We start from the raw sequence: 18299 nt of genomic DNA on the forward strand, positions 1-18299 counted from the left end.
AAGGACTATAAACCGGCAACTTAGATATTTTGATCATCATTTTGGCGAAAATTCATCCCAATTGCGCTAAAATGGTGATTGATAAGAAGGACTATAAACCGGCAACTTAGATATTTTGATCATCATTTTGGCGAAAATTCATCCCAATTGCGCTAAAATGGTGATCGATAAAAAGGACTATAAACCGGCAACTTAGATATTTTGATCATCATTTTAGCGAATATTCACTCCAATTGTGCTACATTGATGCTTTATAAAAAGATTACGAACCTGTGACATCATAAAATTGCTCATTATTTTAGTTGCCATCCCCAAATTGGCTCTAACAATAATTTATAAAAATAGTGTAAGTCTGATCTATAACTTAATCTACATCCTGATCATGAAGAATAATCATTTCAAATACCTACTGACCTTATCCATTTGCTTTTATTCCTTTACTGTCTTTTCTCAAAAGGAAGTCAAAAATAAAATTTCTGATTTTGGCACCTTGATGCCTATTGAAAGTGCCAGTATTTACGTGCAGAACACGACCATCGGAACCGTAAGTAATGCCGATGGAAAATTCGTTTTGTTGGTACCGATTCAATTTGAAAACGATACTTTAGTTATATCATCTATAGGTTATAGGAGTTTCAAAACCCCTGTGAACGAGTTTGATAATTCTCAGGAAATATATTTGGAAGAGGATATCGCTGCATTGGATGAAATTGTCCTTATTGCGGAAAATAGACCGACAACGGCCAATGATATCGTACTGAGGTCTCTTGAAAGGTTGTCTGTAAATATGCCCGATATGCCTTATCTTCAAAAGGGATTTTTACGCCATAAGGAACGAAACCGACGGGAATTTAAATGGCTTATCGAAAGTGCAATAACGCTTTATGACTCTAGTTATGGCTCATCATCGGCCTCCAATCTGAAAATTAATGTCGATCAAGTCAGAAAAAGTTATGATTTACGTGATGTGGATAGCCTACTCACTTATACGGCCTATCTTAAGGAAAAATCAAATAGACGCAATCTTCTTGCCAGAAATTTAAGAAGAGATACCATCAAAACTTCCACTTTGGTCAAAGCCATTAAATGGAATGATACCAGAATCAATGGCCTTCAAAACCTTTTTGAAAGCAAATTGAATGTCTTTAGAAATGTCAATAACAATCGTGCTTTGTTTGGTGAAGATATTTTGGACAGACACCAATTCAGATTGGATACTATATTGGTGGACGATGATAGAAAGATTTATAAGATTGAGATTTCAGAAAGCCATAAGTTCATAAACCTGGAAACAAAGGGTATCTATAACGATGGCTATCATGCTAAAGGGTGGCTATATATTTATTATGATAATTATGCCATTAAAAAACTGGAGTACGAATTAGTGGCTGCCTCAGATGCCCAAAAGAGTAGAAGTAAAACGCTTTTCGATACGAAGGTCAACCATAAGATAATAATGACCTTTAGAGAATATCAAGACAGAATGTATCCTAATTATCTGTATTATGAAACTCCAAAATTGGTGAATGTCGGCTATAAACCTACCAAGCCTGGAGAAGTGATTGAGCCGGATGCCAACACTGATGAACGTTTTTATTATACCGTTCAGGAATTGTTGTTTACTGAAATCATTCTTGATCCAGAACAGATTGAATTGGCACTTAGTCAACCTTGGGATCCCGATATTTTCGCCGTAAAGCCTTATGATAGGAGCTTTTGGAGAAATTATAACACGCTTTTGGAAAGTGAAGAAGATGAAAAGTTGATTCAGGATTTAACCAAGCGGTCTTCTTTATTTAAGGATTAAGTTTTTAAAGGACAGATACTACTGTTGTGGTCAAAGATTCAATAAAACAATATGTTATGGAAAACTCAAATTATCTCATAATTGTAGGTTTTGTGCTCTATCTCATATAGGATCTGCACAATAACGGAGCACTACTAAATGAAACAAAATTCTTTTTCTTGGAATATATAATCTACTGTTTTTAACTATTGTCATTTCATTCATAATATTAATGCCTGATTTCTTGACTTTATATTGGTGGATGTTTGTGCTTCTGGGTCTGCCAAGCATAATGTATCAAATTGTCAAGTTCCGTAAAAGTGATGAACCAATTCTGAATAAATATATTAAATTAAGTGTTTTGCTTTTTTTTGTAATATTTGGTGTGATACACATAACTTAAATTTTATCTAATAATTTAAAACTTTTAGTTGTACAATAAAATTTACTTTTTATATTTGCAGCCTGAAAATTCTAAAAGAGAGGAGGTTAAGAGACTATGTTAATAATACCAATTAAAGAAGGAGAAAATATAGATAGAGCGTTAAAGCGTTACAAGCGAAAATTTGACAGAACGGGCACGAAACGTCAATTACAGGCGCGTAAACAGTTTGACAAGCCTTCAGTTTTGAAACGAGCTTCGTTTCAAAAAGCACAATACATTCAATATTTAAAAGATCAAGAAAACGTTTAACTGTTTTTTTGCAATTAAATAAAAGAGATTCCTGCAACCGCAGGAATTTTTTTTGTCCTATATTTAATGGGCCAAATCTAAATGTCCTCTTTATGTCTGAAGTAGACTCACAATTCTTAGCATTTTCGGAATATCTTCTACACGAAAAGAAATATTCAGTGTTGACCGTAAAGGCTTATCTCGGCGATCTTGAGGGTTTTTCAATGTTTATTGGGGATGAATATGACTCTTCCACTATTCAAGATGTCAATTATTCTCAAATAAGACACTGGATTGTTTTTTTGGTAGAACAAAAAATTTCCAACAGAAGTATCAATCGTAAAATCTCATCACTGAACTCTTATTTTAAATTTCTGATTAAAACAGAAACAATTAAGACCAATCCTTTATCCAAGCACAAAGCGCTAAAAACAACAAAGAAAATCCAAATTCCATTTTCGAGAAATGAAATGGAAGAAGTTATTGAAATATTGGAAATGGAAACAGATTTTGAGGGGTTGAGAAACCGCCTTATCGTAGAACTTTTTTACGCAACGGGGATTAGACGTATAGAACTCATTCAGATTAAGTTAAAAGATTTGGATTTAGCCAATAAAACCTTAAAGGTTATCGGCAAGAGAAATAAAGAGCGTTTTGTGCCGTTAATTGATAGTGTAGTGATGACTGCAAAACATTATTTACAGTTAAGAAGTGAACTAGAAACAATTGACGACCCGGAATTTTTGTTTTTAACTAAAAAAGGGTTAAAAATATATGAAACGCTTGTTTACAGAATTATAAATGAGTATTTTAGTTTAGCTTCTAGTAAAGTAAAAAAGAGTCCGCATATATTGAGGCACTCATTTGCAACTCACTTACTTAATCAAGGAGCTGATTTAAATGCTGTTAAGGAATTGTTGGGGCATTCAAGCTTAGCGGCAACCCAAGTATATACTCATAATAGTATAGCTGAATTAAAGAAAGTGTATGCCAATGCGCATCCAAGAAGTAAAAAACCATAACTAATGTCTAACCAAATGAAAGCATGGGATATTTTTTTGGTTCCATGTTCTTAATTTTTTAAAAAATCGAACAGATGAAAGTAAACACACAATCAGTTAATTTTACAGCAGACAAGAAGTTGATCGACTTTATTCAGAAACGAATGGATAAATTAGATTTGTTTTATGATAAAGTCATCCAATCAGATGTTTATCTCAAAGTCGAAAACACAAGTGATAAAGAAAACAAAATATTTGAAGCCAGAGTCAGTGTTCCTGGAGATAGTTTTGTGGTTAAAAAACAATGTAAAACATTTGAGGAAGGGGTAGATATGGCAGTTTCATCTCTCGAAAGACAGTTAAAAAGACGAAAAGAGAAATTAAGATCACATATTTGATAAAAATTTCTCATAAAATGTTTTGAATAAAAAAATAAATCTCTACATTTGCAGTCCGTTAGAAATAGCGGGCTTTTTTATTGAAGGAAAAGTTCATAAAAAGCCGATGTAGCTCAGCTGGCTAGAGCAGCTGATTTGTAATCAGCAGGTCGTGGGTTCGAGTCCCTCTATCGGCTCCAAATTCCCGCGAAGGCAGGAATCTCAAAATTTTAGAGTTTTGGGAAGCGTTCATAAAAATATTGAAAGTAAGATTAGGAATTCCATTGTTGATAAATGAAATTTCGAATCGGTTTGGGGAGATACTCAAGCGGCCAACGAGGGCAGACTGTAAATCTGCTGACTACGTCTTCGCAGGTTCGAATCCTGCTCTCCCCACAAAACTTTTAAATAAGCAGTTGTCAAAAGCTCGCTTTTGTAAAACTGCGTTTTAAAAGTTTTAGTAAGGGGTCACCCTTACGGATCACCGACCGAAGGGAGGTAATCCAAAACAATGTGATAAAGTTTTTAGCTCGCTTTTGTAAAACTGCGTTTTAAAAGTTTTAGTAAGGGGTCACCCTTACGGATCACCGACCGAAGGAAGGTAATCTAATTCCTGTGGAGGCAGGGAGGGATCTTGAAGTTGAGTTTGAAGATCACTTTGAAAAGTTCATTACATATTGAATAAAACACATTAGGACTAAGTTCCTAAATAATTGCGGGAGTAGCTCAGTTGGTAGAGCGTCAGCCTTCCAAGCTGAATGTCGCCGGTTCGAACCCGGTCTCCCGCTCAAAGAGTGGATGTCGTCACGCCGAAAAGCGTGATCTCCCTCTCAAAAGAGTGAAATGTTGTCACGTGGCAATACGTGACCTGCCCTCTCAAAGAGTGAGTCTTGTATTTGAGAATATATGATTTACTATTCTGGATACGTTTCAAGTTTCTTGTTGCAACTTTTTGAACTTGAAATCAGGAACCTGAAACCACCAAACTCAAACGCCGGTGTAGCTCAGGGGTAGAGCGCTTCCTTGGTAAGGAAGAGGTCACGAGTTCAATTCTCGTCATTGGCTCTTTTAAATAAGCAAAATTAAATTTTTGAACACTAATATAAATTAAGATTAAAATAAATTAAACATGGCAAAGGCAACTTTCGATCGTTCAAAACCACACCTTAATATAGGTACAATTGGACACGTGGATCACGGTAAAACAACTACGACAGCAGCTATTACTAAAGTATTAGCTGATGCAGGTTTTTCAGAAGCAAGATCATTTGATCAAATTGATAACGCTCCAGAAGAAAAAGAAAGAGGTATTACAATTAATACATCACACGTAGAATATGCAACAGCAAATCGTCATTACGCTCACGTAGACTGTCCAGGTCACGCGGATTACGTAAAAAACATGGTTACTGGTGCCGCTCAGATGGACGGTGCTATCCTTGTTGTAGCTGCAACAGATGGTCCAATGCCACAAACGCGTGAACACATCCTTTTAGGTCGCCAAGTTGGTATTCCTAGAATTGTTGTATTCATGAATAAAGTTGACTTGGTTGACGATCCTGAATTATTAGAGCTAGTTGAAATGGAAATTCGTGAATTGTTGTCGTTCTACGATTATGATGGCGATAACTGTCCAGTAGTACAAGGTTCTGCTTTAGGTGCCCTTAACGGCGAACAACAATGGGTTGACAAATTGTTAGAATTAATGGAAGCTGTTGATGTTTGGATTGAAGAGCCAGTTCGTGATATGGATAAGCCGTTCTTGATGCCAATTGAAGATGTTTTCTCTATTACTGGTCGTGGGACTGTTGCTACAGGACGTATCGAAACTGGTGTTGCTAAAACTGGAGACCCAGTTGAAATCATCGGTATGGGAGCTGAGAAATTGACCTCTACTATTACTGGTATTGAAATGTTCCGTCAAATTCTTGATAGAGGTGAAGCTGGTGATAACGCTGGTATCTTGTTGAGAGGAATTGAGAAAACTCAAATTTCAAGAGGTATGGTTATTGTTAAGCCAGGTTCTGTAAAACCACATGCTAAATTCAAAGCTGAGGTTTATATCTTGAAAAAAGAAGAAGGTGGACGTCATACACCATTCCATAATAACTACCGTCCTCAGTTCTACGTACGTACAACTGACGTAACTGGAAATATTACATTGCCAGAAGGTGTTGAGATGGTTATGCCTGGTGATAACTTGACAATTACAGTTGAGTTAATCCAACCAATTGCAATGAATGTAGGTTTACGTTTCGCTATCCGTGAGGGTGGACGTACTGTAGGTGCAGGTCAGGTAACTGAAATTTTAGACTAATTATAGCTTAAATATTAATTAAGGCGTCTTGATTTTTCAGGATGCCTTGATTTATATTAAACTGTCACGCCTAAATCGTGAGGTCATCAACTGAGAAATTAATGGTTGAAATTAAATAAAAAGAAGAGAATGATAATATCATATTTTCTTTTTATAATACGGGTTTAGCTCAGTTGGTAGAGCACTGGTCTCCAAAACCAGGTGTCGTGAGTTCGAGTCTCGCAACCCGTGCAGAGCAGTTTGGAACCTAAAAATAAATGGTCCAAATAGAATTTAACAGAAAATAGAATTGAAAGCTCCCACTTTAAAATTAACACAACTATAATGGCAGGATTTGTAAATTATATTTCAGAATCATTTAGTGAATTAAAGAACAATGTTACATGGCCAACATGGGCTGAAGCTCAGCGTTTGACCATAGTAGTAGCTGTTTTCTCAATAATATTTGCTTTGGCAATTTGGGGAGTTGATACAGTATTTAGTGGAGTTATCGAAACGTATTTCGACTGGATCAAGTAAAATACACATAAAGAGAATGTCTGAAACTAGTGGAAATAAAAAGTGGTATGTTGTAAGGGCCGTTAGTGGTCAAGAAAACAAAATCAAAACCTATATAGAAAACGAAATTGCCCGTTTGGGTCTCGGAGATTATGTAGATCAAGTTTTGGTGCCTACTGAAAAAGTCATACAAATTCGCAACGGAAAAAAGATAAGTAAAGAGAAAGTTTATTTTCCAGGCTACATAATGATACAAGCCAATTTAACTGGCGAGATTCCTCATATCATTAAATCCATTACTAACGTCATTGGGTTTTTAGGAGAGGTAAAGGGAGGAGATCCTGTGCCTTTAAGACAGTCTGAAGTAAATAGAATGTTAGGTAAAGTGGATGAGCTTACCGTAGATGCAGATGCTAACGCAGCGATTCCGTTTACTATTGGAGAGACCGTAAAAGTTATAGACGGTCCGTTTAATGGATTTGACGGAACTATTGAAAAAATAAATGAGGAAAAGCGTAAGCTTGAAGTAATGGTGAAAATATTCGGAAGAAAGACGCCGTTGGAATTAAGTTATATGCAAGTTGAAAAAGTTTAATAATTGTTACAAATAGATCGTATGTCTTTTGGCTTCCATTGGAAAGACGTGCAACTAAAATTTTAAAAATGGCAAAAGAATTAAGTAAAGTAGTTAAGCTACAAGTTCGGGGAGGTGCAGCGAATCCATCGCCACCGGTAGGACCCGCTTTAGGAGCTGCTGGAGTTAATATCATGGAATTCTGTAAGCAATTTAATGCTAGGACTCAGGATAAGGCCGGTAAAGTATTACCAGTTGTAATTTCTGTGTTCAAGGATAAATCGTTTGATTTCGTAATTAAGACCCCACCAGCTGCAGTACAATTAATGGAAGCGGCCAAAGTAAAAAAAGGATCTGGAGAACCGAACAGAAAAAAGGTAGCAAAAGTAACTTGGGATCAAGTTAAAGCAATTGCAGAAGATAAAATGCAAGATTTAAATGCGTTTACCGAAGCAAAAGCAATGGACATGGTTGCTGGGACGGCAAGATCAATGGGTATTACTGTAACAGGTAAAAAACCTAATTAAAAATTTTTGAAATGGCAAAATTAACTAAAAAGCAAAAAGAGGCAAGGGCTAAAGTTGACAAGAACAAACTTTATTCTCTTGAAGAAGCTGCGGCTTTATTAAAAGAAATTACATACACAAAATTTGATGCTTCAGTGGATATCGCTGTAAGACTTGGAGTTGATCCTCGTAAAGCAAACCAAATGGTAAGAGGTGTTGTTTCTTTACCTCACGGAACAGGAAAGGACATGAAGGTTCTTGCATTGGTTACCCCTGATAAAGAGCAGGAAGCTAAAGATGCAGGCGCTGATTATGTAGGATTGGATGAATACCTTGATAAAATCAAAAGTGGTTGGACGGATGTTGACGTTATTGTCACGATGCCTGCAATCATGGGTAAACTAGGTCCTCTAGGTAGAATATTAGGTCCAAGAGGCTTAATGCCAAATCCTAAAACAGGTACAGTAACTATGGATGTAGCCAAAGCGGTTGCTGAAGTAAAAGCTGGTAAAATAGATTTTAAAGTTGATAAAACTGGAATCGTTCACGCTCCAATCGGGAAAGCATCGTTTACTACCGACATGATAATGGACAACGCGAATGAACTGTTGACAACTTTAATTAAAATGAAACCTGTTGCAGCTAAAGGTGTGTACATGAAGAGTATTTTTATGTCAAGCACCATGAGTCCAAGTATATCAATCGATACTAAAATAGGTTAGTAGTTAAACTTTAATATTATGACAAGAGAAGAAAAATCACAAGTTATTGTAGAGTTGACTACTCAATTAGCAGATAATACACATATCTATTTAACGGATATTTCTGGATTAAATGCGAAAAACACTTCAGAATTACGACGCGCGTGCTTTAAAGCAGGCATTAAAATGGCCGTCGTAAAGAATACCTTGTTGGAGAAAGCTATGGAAGCTTCTGATAAGGATTTTGGAGAACTTCCAAAAACCTTAGTCGGAAACACTTCAGTAATGTATTCTGAAACTGGAAATGCTCCAGCTAAAGTAATTAAAGCATTTCGTAAAAAATCTGATAGGCCTTTGCTTAAAGGAGCTTTTATTGAAGAAGCAATTTACGTTGGTGATGAGCAATTGGATGTATTAGTCGACATCAAATCAAGAGAGGAATTAATTGGGGAAATCGTAGGATTGCTTCAATCTCCTGCTAAAAATGTTATATCAGCACTTAAATCAAGTGGCGGTAAACTTGCAGGTATCCTTAAAACATTATCCGAAAAAGAAGGATAGTCAAATCAGTACGCACTTAAACAAATTATATTTTATTAAAATTATTAAAACGATAGAAAATGGCAGATTTAAAAGATTTCGCAGAAAAATTAGTTAATTTGACAGTAAAAGAAGTTAACGAATTAGCTACAATATTAAAAGATGAGTATGGTATCGAACCAGCTGCTGCTGCTGTTGCAGTTGCTGCAGGTGGAGGCGGTGCTGCTGAAGCGGCTGAAGAGCAGTCAGAATTTGACGTAGTTCTTAAAGCTGCAGGTGCATCTAAATTGGCAGTTGTTAAATTGGTAAAAGAATTAACTGGTTTAGGCTTGAAAGAAGCTAAAGAATTAGTTGATAATGCACCAAGTAACATTAAAGAAGGTGTTTCTAAAGATGAAGCAGAAGCTTTAAAAGGTCAATTAGAAGACGCAGGAGCAGAAGTTGAGCTTAAATAAGCTTAACCCAAACTACAAATTTTGGTTTAGGTCTTCCGATCCCGATAACTATCGGAAGTTCGGAATGACCTAAACCCTTTTGTGTATATTAAAGGTACATAAAAAAAACACAATTATTTTAATCAAAATCCCGTTCATCGATGTTAGCACAAAAAGCTGAAAGATTAAATTTCTCGTCTATTGTAAATAGAACGGAGTATCCGGATTTTTTGGATATCCAAATAAAATCCTTCCAGGATTTTTTCCAATTAGAGACTAAATCTGAAGAAAGAGGGAATGAAGGTCTCTACAATACCTTCATGGAAAACTTCCCAATTACCGACACTCGCAATCAATTTGTTTTGGAGTTTTTGGATTATTTCATTGATCCACCAAGGTATTCTATTGAAGAATGTATTGAAAGAGGATTAACATACAGTGTGCCCCTAAAAGCGCGTTTGAAATTGTATTGTACAGACCCTGAACATGAAGACTTTGAAACCATTGTTCAAGATGTGTATTTAGGAACAATTCCTTATATGACGCCAAGTGGTACCTTTTGTATCAATGGTGCTGAGCGTGTTGTGGTTTCACAATTGCACAGATCTCCAGGGGTATTCTTCAGTCAATCCTTCCATGCCAATGGAACTAAGTTATATTCTGCCAGAGTAATTCCATTTAAGGGCTCTTGGATTGAATTTGCTACGGATATCAATAGCGTTATGTACGCCTATATTGATAGAAAGAAAAAATTACCTGTTACAACCTTGTTCAGAGCCATTGGTTTTGAACGTGATAAAGATATTCTTGAGATTTTTGACCTTGCTGAAGAGGTTAAAGTGTCTAAGTCTGGACTTAAAAAAATTATAGGCAGGAAACTTGCAGCACGTGTGCTAAACTCTTGGCACGAGGATTTTGTTGATGAAGATACAGGTGAGGTAGTATCTATTGAGCGTAACGAGATTGTGCTTGATCGTGATACTGTTTTAGATAAAGATAATATTGAGGAAATCCTTGAAGCTGATGCAAAAACTGTTCTTTTACACAAGGAAAGTGCACAGCAAGGTGATTACGCCATTATACATAACACGCTTCAAAAGGATCCAACAAACTCCGAAAAAGAAGCTGTTGAACATATTTACCGTCAATTGAGAAACGCGGAGCCGCCAGATGAGGAGACTGCTCGTGGTATTATTGACAAATTGTTCTTCTCAGACCAACGTTACTCTTTAGGTGAAGTAGGTCGTTATAGAATGAACAAAAAATTGAATCTTGATATCGGTATGGATAAGCAAGTGCTTACCAAACTGGATATCATTACCATCATCAAATATTTGATCGAGTTGATCAACTCTAAAGCTGAAATTGATGATATTGACCACCTTTCTAACCGTCGTGTACGTACAGTAGGTGAGCAGTTGTCACAACAGTTTGGTGTTGGCTTGGCACGTATGGCACGAACCATTCGTGAGCGAATGAACGTTCGTGATAATGAGGTGTTTACTCCAATAGATTTGATTAACGCTAAGACTTTGTCTTCCGTTATCAACTCTTTCTTTGGAACAAACCAACTCTCCCAATTCATGGATCAAACCAATCCTTTGGCTGAGATTACGCACAAACGTCGTCTATCAGCATTAGGACCTGGAGGATTATCCAGAGAACGTGCAGGCTTTGAGGTTCGTGACGTTCACTATACACATTACGGCCGCTTATGTCCAATCGAAACTCCTGAAGGACCAAATATTGGTTTGATTTCTTCACTTTCGGTTTACGCCAAAGTGAACGGTATGGGCTTCATTGAAACTCCTTATCGTAAAATTACAGATGGTGTTGTTGATATTAAGAATGAACCGGTTTATTTGAGCGCTGAAGAAGAAGAAGACATGTTGATCGCTCAAGCTAATATCCATGTGGATGGCGAAGGAAAAATTGTTGAAGACAAAATCATTGCTCGTCAAGAAGGTGATTTCCCTGTCATTGATGGTGCAACTGCTAACTATACTGACGTAGCACCTAATCAAGTAGCTTCTATTTCAGCATCATTGATTCCATTCCTGGAGCATGATGATGCCAACAGAGCCTTGATGGGATCTAACATGATGCGTCAAGCAGTACCATTACTACGTGTAGATGCGCCAATTGTTGGAACTGGTTTGGAGCGTCAAGTAGCATCAGATTCAAGAGTTTTGATTAATGCAGAAGGCGAAGGTGTTGTTGAGTATGTTGATGCTAATGAAATAGTCATTAAGTACGAGCGTACCGAAGAACAAGCTATGGTAAGCTTTGATAGCGATACCAAAACCTATCCGTTGGTCAAGTTTAGAAAAACTAACCAAGGTACTTCAATTAACTTAAAACCTATAGTAACTAAAGGCGATAAAGTTAAAAAAGGACAAGTGCTTTGTGAAGGCTATGCAACCCAAAATGGAGAGCTTGCCCTTGGCCGTAATATGAAAGTGGCGTTTATGCCATGGAAAGGATATAACTTTGAGGATGCTATTGTGATCTCTGAGAAAGTTGTTCGTGACGATATCTTTACTTCCATCCATATTGATGAATATTCATTGGAGGTTCGCGATACCAAATTAGGTAATGAAGAGTTGACGAATGATATTCCAAACGTCTCTGAAGAGGCTACAAAAGACTTGGACGAGAATGGTATGATTCGTATTGGTGCTGAGATTAAGCCAGGAGATATTTTAATTGGTAAGATTACTCCTAAAGGTGAATCTGATCCAACGCCAGAAGAAAAATTATTAAGAGCGATCTTCGGTGATAAAGCTGGTGATGTGAAAGATGCTTCATTGAAAGCTTCTCCTTCATTGCACGGTGTTGTTATTGAGAAAAAATTATTCTCAAGAGCCGTAAAAGATAAACGTAAGAGAGCTAAAGATAAGGAAGATATTGATGCTTTAGAATCAGTTTACTACAGAAAATTTGATGAGTTAAAAGCCATATTGGTCGACAAATTATTTGCTATCGTAAACGGAAAAACTGCACAAGGTATCTTTAATGATCTCGGAGAGGAAATCATTCCAAAAGGTAAAAAGTACACCTTGAAAATGTTGAACTCTGTTGATGATTATACGCATTTAACTTCAGGAACTTGGACAACCGACGAACAGACGAATAGTTTAGTTTTGGATTTAATCCACAATTATAAAATTAAAGAAAATGACCTTCAAGGTTCATTGCGTCGTGAGAAGTTTACCATTTCTGTAGGAGATGAGTTACCAGCTGGTATTATTAAATTGGCTAAGGTTTATATTGCTAAAAAACGTAAGCTTAAAGTTGGTGATAAAATGGCAGGTCGTCACGGTAACAAAGGTATCGTTGCACGTATCGTCCGTCAGGAAGATATGCCATTCTTGGAAGATGGAACTCCAGTAGATATCGTATTGAATCCACTTGGTGTACCTTCTCGTATGAACATTGGTCAAATTTATGAAACTGTTCTTGGATGGGCAGGTCAAAAATTGGGACGCACTTATGCTACACCAATCTTTGATGGTGCAACATTGGATCAGATTAACGAATTGACTGATGAAGCTGGGATTCCGCGTTTTGGACATACATACCTTTATGATGGTGGTACGGGAGATCGTTTTGATCAACCTGCTACAGTAGGAGTAATTTATATGTTGAAATTAGGACATATGGTTGATGATAAGATGCACTCACGTTCTATCGGACCTTACTCATTGATTACACAACAACCATTAGGTGGTAAAGCACAATTTGGTGGTCAGCGTTTTGGTGAGATGGAGGTATGGGCACTTGAGGCTTATGGCGCATCTGCAACCTTACGTGAGATCTTAACAGTAAAATCTGATGATGTAATCGGTAGAGCTAAAACTTACGAAGCAATCGTTAAGGGAGAGCCAATGCCAGAACCAGGACTTCCTGAATCTTTCAATGTGTTAATGCACGAATTGAAAGGATTAGGATTGGATATTAGATTGGAGGAATAATATCGAAGATATTATTCCAATGTAGAGATAGATTGCAATCTATCTCTACCAATCAAAAAATTAAATTATAATTTGTTAGTACCATAAAAAATGGCAAGAAGACAAGATAAGAATACAGTACAGAGGTTTAACAAGATCTCCATTGGTTTAGCGTCTCCAGAGTCTGTTTTAGCAGCATCTCGTGGTGAAGTTCTTAAACCTGAAACTATTAATTATCGAACACACAAACCAGAAAGAGATGGTTTGTTCTGTGAGCGTATTTTCGGTCCTGTAAAGGATTTTGAATGTGCTTGTGGTAAATATAAGCGTATCCGTTACAAAGGTATTGTTTGTGACCGTTGTGGTGTTGAAGTAACTGAAAAGAAAGTACGTAGAGACAGAGTAGGACATATCAATTTGGTTGTCCCTGTGGCTCATATTTGGTATTTCCGTTCTTTACCAAACAAAATTGGATACTTATTGGGATTACCTTCCAAGAAATTGGATATGATCATTTATTACGAACGATACGTAGTGATCCAACCTGGTAATGCAAAAAATGTTGATGGAGAGCCGCTACAGAAAATGGATTTCTTGACGGAAGAAGAATATTTGACTATTCTTGATTCACTTCCACAGGATAACCAGTATCTAGATGACAATGATCCGAATAAGTTCATAGCAAAAATGGGAGCGGAATGCTTGATTGATTTGCTTTCAAGAATTGATTTGAACGAGTTGTCTTTTGAATTGCGTCACAAAGCAAACACTGAAACTTCAAAACAACGTAAAACAGAAGCCTTAAAGCGTCTTCAAGTTGTTGAAGCTTTCCGCGACTCTAACGCCAACCGTGAAAATCTTCCAGAGTGGATGATCATGAAGGCCATACCGGTAATTCCACCAGAGTTACGTCCGTTGGTGCCTTTAGATGGTGGACGTTTTGCAACTTCAGATTTAAACGATCTGTACCGTCGTGTGATTATTCGAAACAACCGATTGAAACGTTTGGTTGAAATCAAAGCTCCAGAGGTTATTTTGCGAAATGAGAAGCGTATGTTGCAAGAATCTGTAGATTCTTTATTTGACAACACGCGAAAAGCATCTGCAGTTAAGACAGATTCTAACAGACCATTAAAATCACTATCTGACTCCTTGAAAGGGAAGCAAGGACGTTTCCGTCAAAACTTACTTGGTAAACGTGTGGATTATTCGGCACGTTCGGTAATTGTCGTCGGACCAGAATTAAAGTTATTTGAATGTGGATTGCCTAAAAACATGGCAGCAGAACTTTACAAACCGTTTATTATCAGAAAACTGATTGAGCGTGGGATTGTGAAAACTGTAAAATCTGCAAAGAAAATTATAGATAGAAAAGAGCCTGTAGTTTGGGATATATTAGAGAATGTTTTAAAAGGACATCCAGTTCTTTTAAACCGTGCACCTACATTACACAGACTCGGTATTCAAGCCTTCCAGCCTAAATTAATTGAAGGTAAAGCCATCCAATTGCACCCATTAGTATGTACGGCGTTCAACGCGGATTTTGATGGTGACCAAATGGCGGTGCATTTACCATTAGGCCCAGAAGCTATTTTGGAAGCACAATTATTAATGTTGGCTTCTCACAATATTTTGAATCCTGCCAATGGTTCACCAGTTACCGTACCTTCTCAAGACATGGTTCTTGGTCTGTACTATATGACCAAGGAACGTTTTTCAACCGATGAAGTCAAAGTGAAAGGCGAAGGTATAACGTTCTATTCTCCAGAAGAAGTAACAATTGCTTACAATGAGAAAAGGGTAGACTTAAATGCTGGTATTAAAGTAAGAACAGAAGACCTCAATGAAGAAGGTGAATTGGTCACTAAGATTATTCAAACTACTGTTGGTCGTGTCTTGTTCAACGAAACCGTGCCAAAAGCAGCTGGTTTCATCAATCAGGTATTGACCAAAAAATCATTGAGAGATGCTATTGGTAACATCCTTAAAGTAACTTCTGTTCCTGAAACAGCAGAATTTTTGGATGAGATCAAAGATCTCGGATATAAATTTGCGTTCCAAGGTGGTCTGTCGTTCAGTTTAGGTGATATTATAATTCCTGCTGAAAAACAAAGTATGATTGATAGTGCCAACAACCAAGTTGATGGTATTATGGCCAACTATAACATGGGATTGATTACCAATAATGAACGTTATAACCAAGTAATTGATATCTGGACTTCTACGAATGCCGAATTGACTGAATTGTCTATGAAGCGTATCCGCGAAGATCAGCAAGGGTTTAACTCTGTATATATGATGCTTGATTCTGGAGCTCGTGGATCTAAAGAACAGATCCGTCAGTTAACAGGAATGCGTGGATTGATGGCGAAACCTAAAAAATCTAGTGCAGGTGGTGGAGAGATCATTGAAAACCCAATTCTTTCTAACTTTAAGGAAGGGCTTTCAATTTTGGAATACTTTATTTCTACTCACGGTGCTCGTAAAGGTCTTGCAGATACCGCTCTTAAAACAGCCGATGCTGGTTATTTAACGCGTCGTTTAGTGGATGTTTCTCAAGATGTTATTGTCTACAGTGAAGATTGTGGAACATTGAGAGGTATTGAAGTATCTGCTTTAAAGAAGAATGAGGAGATTATTGAAAAACTTGAGGATAGAGTGGTCGGTAGAACATCTTTAAATGATGTTTATGATCCATTGACTGAAGAGTTAATTGTTGCAGCAGGTGAACATATTGATGATGCCGTTGCAAAACGCATTCAGAATTCTGCTTTAGACTCGGTTGAAGTTCGTTCTGCATTGACTTGTGAAGCTACCAAAGGTATTTGTGCTAAGTGTTACGGACGTAACCTTGCAACCGGCAAAATGGTTCAAAAAGGTGAAGCAGTTGGTGTGGTTGCGGCTCAATCTATTGGAGAGCCTGGAACACAGTTAACGCTACGTACTTTCCACGTGGGTGGTATTGCAGGTAACATTTCAGAAGAAAATAAATTGACCGTTAAGTTTGATGGTATTGCTGAAATTGAAGATTTAAAAGTGGTTAAAGGAACAGATAACAATGGTGATGCTGTTGATGTCGTTATTTCTAGAACCTCTGAGTTTAAATTGGTAGATGCCAAAACAGGTATTACTCTGAGTACACATAACATTCCTTATGGCTCATTTATCTACTGCAAACCAGGTGATAAAGTGAAAAAAGGAGATGTCATTTGTTCTTGGGATCCTTATAACGGTGTAATCATTTCGGAATTTGCTGGAAAGATTTCCTACGAAAATATCGAACAAGGCGTAACATACCAGGTTGAAATTGATGAACAAACTGGATTCCAGGAAAAAGTAATTTCTGAATCGAGAAATAAGAAATTAATTCCAACTCTACATATCGAAGATGCCAAAGGTAATGCGATTAGATCGTACAACTTACCGGTTGGGGCTCACTTGATGATTAATGATGGGGAGAAGATTAATGTTGGTAAGGTATTGGTTAAGATTCCTCGAAGATCAGCTAAGTCTGGTGATATTACAGGAGGTTTACCTCGTGTAACTGAGTTGTTTGAAGCTCGTAACCCATCTAACCCTGCTGTAGTAAGTGAAATTGATGGTGTTGTGTCTTTCGGAAAAATCAAAAGAGGTAACCGTGAGATTATCATCGAATCAAGGTTAGGTGAAGTTAAAAAATACTTGGTTAAACTTTCAAGTCAGATTCTTGTTCAAGAAAATGATTATGTTAAAGCAGGTATGCCATTATCTGATGGTTCAATTACTCCAGACGACATTTTGAATATCAAAGGCCCTTCAGCGGTGCAACAGTACTTGGTTAATGAGGTACAGGAAGTATACCGTTTGCAAGGTGTGAAAATCAACGATAAGCATTTTGAAGTAGTCGTAAGACAAATGATGCGTAAGGTGAGAATCATTGATTCTGGTGATACTATTTTCTTAGAAGATCAATTGGCACATAAATCTGATTTCATTGAAGAAAACGATAAAATTTTCGGAATGAAAGTGATTGAAGATGCTGGAGATTCCAAAACGCTTAAACCAGGACAAATCGTAACGATGCGTCAATTAAGAGATGAGAACTCTGTTATAAGAAGAGAGGATGGTCAGTTGGCAGTTGCAAGAGATGCACAGCCAGCCACTGCAACTCCTATTCTTCAAGGTATCACAAGAGCTTCATTACAGACAAAATCATTTATTTCAGCGGCGTCGTTCCAAGAAACGACCAAAGTACTTAACGAGGCTGCAGTAAGCGCTAAAGTTGATGACTTAGAAGGCTTGAAGGAAAATGTTATTGTTGGGCATAGAATTCCTGCTGGAACCGGGGTAAGACGATATGAGAATATCATCGTTGGTTCCAAAGAAGAGTTCAATGAAATGATGAAAGCTAAAGAAGAATTGAATTATAATTAACAAATCCCGCGCCTGCAGGCCGGCAGGCGCGGGATATTTTTAATAAAACGATGATTTTCAATTATATAATTTGTAAAATGAACACGTCGAATTATTCAAGATATTAACTTTTAAAGACGAGATTCCTGCCTTCACGGTCACAGGAATGTAAGAATTATGAGCGATAACAAAGAAACACCAAAACCAGGACAAATTAATATTGAATTGGATGAGAAGGTAGCAGAAGGGATTTATTCCAATTTAGCCATCATTAATCATTCAGTATCTGAATTTGTAGTAGATTTTGTCAGTATTATGCCTGGTACACCAAAAAGCAAAGTGAAGTCACGAATTATTTTGACTCCTCAACATGCAAAGCGTTTGCTTAAGGCTTTAGGCGAAAACGTCAAGCGCTTTGAAAATGCCCACGGTGAGATTAAAGATTATGAACAACCGCCCATTCCATTAAATTTTGGACCGACCGGTCAGGCTTAATAAAATATTCTTGGTGAATTTTATCAATAACAAAAAAATCCCTTTGAATTAA

General features: G+C 37.1%; 14 protein-coding genes and 5 tRNA genes. All 19 read left to right on the forward strand.

All coding sequences use genetic code 11. From position 1 onward, the window contains the following. The first annotated feature begins 286 nt into the window (after positions 1-286). The gene (locus MWU32_RS00590) at positions 287-1807 is read left to right on the forward strand and encodes a carboxypeptidase-like regulatory domain-containing protein (protein ID WP_246936768.1); all 1521 of its coding nucleotides are present in this window, start codon (positions 287-289) and stop codon (positions 1805-1807) included. 478 nt (positions 1808-2285) lie between these two features. Then, on the forward strand, positions 2286-2480 hold the full coding sequence (rpsU, locus tag MWU32_RS00595) for a 30S ribosomal protein S21 (protein WP_246936770.1): 195 nt from the start codon (positions 2286-2288) through the stop codon (positions 2478-2480). Between the two features lie 92 nt (positions 2481-2572). Continuing rightward, on the forward strand, positions 2573-3481 hold the full coding sequence (locus tag MWU32_RS00600; RefSeq protein WP_246936772.1) for a tyrosine-type recombinase/integrase: 909 nt from the start codon (positions 2573-2575) through the stop codon (positions 3479-3481). Between the two features lie 74 nt (positions 3482-3555). Next, positions 3556-3858, forward strand: a complete 303-nt coding sequence (hpf, locus tag MWU32_RS00605) for a ribosome hibernation-promoting factor, HPF/YfiA family (protein ID WP_129016654.1) — start codon at positions 3556-3558, stop codon at positions 3856-3858. A 102-nt stretch (positions 3859-3960) separates the two neighbouring features. After that, a tRNA-Thr gene (locus MWU32_RS00610) sits at positions 3961-4037 on the forward strand. 114 nt (positions 4038-4151) lie between these two features. Then, positions 4152-4233: transfer RNA gene (locus MWU32_RS00615), tRNA-Tyr, on the forward strand. A 319-nt stretch (positions 4234-4552) separates the two neighbouring features. After that, a tRNA-Gly gene (locus tag MWU32_RS00620) sits at positions 4553-4625 on the forward strand. A 205-nt stretch (positions 4626-4830) separates the two neighbouring features. Then, positions 4831-4902, forward strand: a tRNA-Thr gene (locus tag MWU32_RS00625). Positions 4903-4966: 64 nt separating this feature from the next. Beyond that, positions 4967-6154, forward strand: a complete 1188-nt coding sequence (gene tuf / locus MWU32_RS00630) for an elongation factor Tu (protein ID WP_246936775.1) — start codon at positions 4967-4969, stop codon at positions 6152-6154. A gap of 158 nt (positions 6155-6312) precedes the next feature. Continuing rightward, a tRNA-Trp gene (locus tag MWU32_RS00635) sits at positions 6313-6385 on the forward strand. Positions 6386-6478: 93 nt separating this feature from the next. Next, the gene (gene secE / locus MWU32_RS00640) at positions 6479-6673 is read left to right on the forward strand and encodes a preprotein translocase subunit SecE (RefSeq protein ID WP_163517901.1); all 195 of its coding nucleotides are present in this window, start codon (positions 6479-6481) and stop codon (positions 6671-6673) included. Positions 6674-6689: 16 nt separating this feature from the next. Then, on the forward strand, positions 6690-7247 hold the full coding sequence (nusG, locus tag MWU32_RS00645) for a transcription termination/antitermination protein NusG (RefSeq protein WP_163517900.1): 558 nt from the start codon (positions 6690-6692) through the stop codon (positions 7245-7247). 68 nt (positions 7248-7315) lie between these two features. Beyond that, the gene (gene rplK / locus MWU32_RS00650) at positions 7316-7753 is read left to right on the forward strand and encodes a 50S ribosomal protein L11 (protein ID WP_163517899.1); all 438 of its coding nucleotides are present in this window, start codon (positions 7316-7318) and stop codon (positions 7751-7753) included. Between the two features lie 11 nt (positions 7754-7764). Further along, entirely contained in the window at positions 7765-8454 is a 690-nt protein-coding gene (rplA, locus tag MWU32_RS00655; RefSeq protein WP_246936777.1) for a 50S ribosomal protein L1, read from the forward strand. An 18-nt stretch (positions 8455-8472) separates the two neighbouring features. Then, complete coding sequence (rplJ, locus tag MWU32_RS00660) at positions 8473-8994, forward strand: 50S ribosomal protein L10 (protein WP_246936779.1); 522 nt, start codon at positions 8473-8475, stop codon at positions 8992-8994. 59 nt (positions 8995-9053) lie between these two features. Continuing rightward, positions 9054-9428, forward strand: coding sequence for a 50S ribosomal protein L7/L12 (gene rplL / locus MWU32_RS00665; protein ID WP_163517896.1), 375 nt, complete (start codon positions 9054-9056; stop codon positions 9426-9428). A gap of 140 nt (positions 9429-9568) precedes the next feature. Then, complete coding sequence (gene rpoB, locus MWU32_RS00670) at positions 9569-13381, forward strand: DNA-directed RNA polymerase subunit beta (RefSeq protein ID WP_246936781.1); 3813 nt, start codon at positions 9569-9571, stop codon at positions 13379-13381. A 90-nt stretch (positions 13382-13471) separates the two neighbouring features. Next, on the forward strand, positions 13472-17773 hold the full coding sequence (gene rpoC / locus MWU32_RS00675) for a DNA-directed RNA polymerase subunit beta' (protein ID WP_246936783.1): 4302 nt from the start codon (positions 13472-13474) through the stop codon (positions 17771-17773). A 156-nt stretch (positions 17774-17929) separates the two neighbouring features. Further along, positions 17930-18247 (forward strand): DUF3467 domain-containing protein, encoded by a 318-nt coding sequence (locus tag MWU32_RS00680; protein WP_246936785.1) that lies wholly within the window; start codon positions 17930-17932, stop codon positions 18245-18247. Positions 18248-18299 lie beyond the last annotated feature (52 nt).

It is taken from the genome of Gelidibacter sp. F63206 (genome assembly GCF_023015735.1).